Source organism: Peptostreptococcus sp., assembly GCF_977045075.1.
This window is the reverse complement of sequence record NZ_CDRRTB010000154.1, coordinates 1-2,268: the sequence shown is the minus strand read 5'-3', so window position 1 is coordinate 2,268 and position 2,268 is coordinate 1. Positions and strand designations below refer to the sequence as shown.

At 34.2% G+C, this 2,268-nt stretch carries 2 protein-coding genes; both read right to left on the bottom strand.

The features are described from left to right. Positions 1 to 12 precede the first annotated feature (12 nt). A complete protein-coding gene (locus ACW6OJ_RS08215; RefSeq protein ID WP_455104831.1) occupies positions 13 to 423 on the bottom strand; it encodes a universal stress protein in 411 nt (136 codons plus the stop codon). A 223-nt stretch (positions 424 to 646) separates the two neighbouring features. Further along, positions 647 to 1,930 carry a branched-chain amino acid transport system II carrier protein gene (gene brnQ, locus ACW6OJ_RS08210; protein ID WP_314504052.1) on the bottom strand — a complete coding sequence of 428 codons (1,284 nt, stop codon included), beginning with the start codon at positions 1,928 to 1,930 and terminating at the stop codon, positions 647 to 649. Between the last annotated feature and the right edge of the window lie 338 nt (positions 1,931 to 2,268).

Here is a 2,268-nt window from a genome sequence, read left to right as displayed (position 1 = left end):
TCTAGCTATAGTCTATTCAGGTACTATAACTAAAGTACACTTAGCATGCTTTAAAACATAGGCTGTACAAGAACCAATCATCCTAGTTAAGCCCTTCTTAGTTGACTTAGTCATTACGATCACGTCAATTCCAAGCTCCCCAGCATTTCTTACGATTTCATCACCCGCATAGCCAAAAGTAAATGATGCCTCTGTCTTATACTCGCTCACCAATTGTCTAGCCTTGTCTAGTAGTTCCCTACCGTTCTTTTCAGAAGTCTTAATCTCATCACTCATAGAAATTCCATCTATGAAAACTAGTTCCTTTACATTTATGATATGCAGTTCTACTTTTTCAGGAGAATAATTTTCCTTAATAAAATTCAAAGAGTGCATACTTCTCTCTGTTCCATCAATCGGAACCAATATCTTCTTAGTTGTCATAAAAAACACCCCTTTCAGCTAATTGCGATATAATAAGTTCTACCTATTTATTATTTACTTTAATTATACAGCTATTTGCAAAAAAGGTCAAATAAAAAGGTAGCCGAGTTCAAATGGCTACCTTTTTACTTTTATTAGTTTATCTTGAGTTATTTTATGTGCATTATTAATTTACCCAAACATACTTTATTTAAGCAAGTTTTTTGCTTTTTCTATATTTTTATTAGGCAAGCTTCTTCTTTCCTACAAGAGCTCCTATGATACCTGCTATGATAGCTGGTATAATCCAGTTGAATCCTAAGTTAGCCAGTGGTAGCTTGTTTATGAAGTCAAGAGCTGGGACCTTAGTAGAAACTAGAGTTAATACACTCACTATAAGTGTTACATATGCTGCAAAACTATATACTTTATCGCTTTTAACCTTACTTCTAGCAATAGTTAATACTATTAGAACTATTGTTGGAGGATAAACTATAGCAAGTATTGGGTTGGCGATCATTACCAATCCAGCAACACCTATTGTAGCAGCTCCTGTAGAGAATACACAAATGATTGCTACAAAGGCTGCATAGCTAACCTTATTCTTTGTAAGACCTGATAGGTACTCTGCACTTGCAGATGTTAATCCTATTGATGTAGTCAGACATGCTAATGCTACCGCTACTGCCAATACAGTCTTGCCTGAGTTACCTAATAGTAGGTGAGTTATATTTACTATAACCTGTGACTTCTGAGCATCAACACCATACATAGAAGATACTGTTGCTCCTAGGTAAGTTAATCCACCGTAGATTACGCCAAGACCTATACATGCAACCACACCAGCCTTTACTAATAGGCTCACCTGGTCCTTAGATTCAGTGTAGCCCTTTTCCTTTAGAGTAAGGATTAATACTGCACCAACTGCTAGTGGAACGAAACAGTCCATTGTCTGGTAACCATCAGTGATACCTCTCTGGAATATATTGGCTATCATCGGCTCTGCAACTGGCTGACCCAATGGTGATATTACACCCTTTACTATGATTACTAGTAGGGCAATTATCAAGAATGGTGTCAAGACCTGACCAACAATATCTATAACCTTAGATGGTCTAACTGTCAACACAAATGTTAATATAAAGAATATAATAGTTACTAGAAGAATAGGTGTATTCTGTCCAAAAATTGGAGTTATACCCATTTCATATGTTGTTGCTCCTGTTCTAGGTATTACTAGTAGTGGACCTACACACATGATGTCTGCAAAACTTAATAGGATTGCAGGACCCTTACCTATCTTTTCAAATAACTTCATTATGTCACCCTCACATAGGGCAATCGCTACAATTGCTAATAAAGCCAAACCAGCATCCGCTATTGTGAAGCCAGCAAATCCTACGAACCAGCTTGGTCCTGATATAATTCCCAAATATGGTGGGAATATCAAGTTACCTGCTCCGAAGAACATGGCAAACAGGGCAAAGCCAAAAGTTAGGATGTCTTTAAAATTACTTTTCTTTGTCATAAATTACTCCCTTCTGTTACTTTTTAACCACTTATTTTATTTTTGTAAATGCATGTTAAAAAAGTATAATACTTTAATTTTCTTTATTGATATTATTATAAGTTTATTTTTATTAAGTTGTCAAGTGGTTTTTTATTATTTAAAAAGACCTTTGTTAAATATATATTACTTAATTTTATATGTTAATTTATTAAAGATATCATATTTAGCTTCATTATTTTATATGTATAACTAAATATAATAAAAGTATTTAGCCTTTCCTTTTATAATCTTTACTTTTTGCAGATAACGTTGTCATTATGTTGAAACATTTGCCTATATTTAGGGACTAAGCCTTA

Coding starts and splice junctions, on each gene's coding strand:
- ACW6OJ_RS08215 (WP_455104831.1), bottom strand. CDS start 423: ATGACAACTAAGAAGATATTGGTTCCGATTGATGGAACAGAGAGAAGT.
- brnQ (WP_314504052.1), bottom strand. CDS start 1,930: ATGACAAAGAAAAGTAATTTTAAAGACATCCTAACTTTTGGCTTTGCC.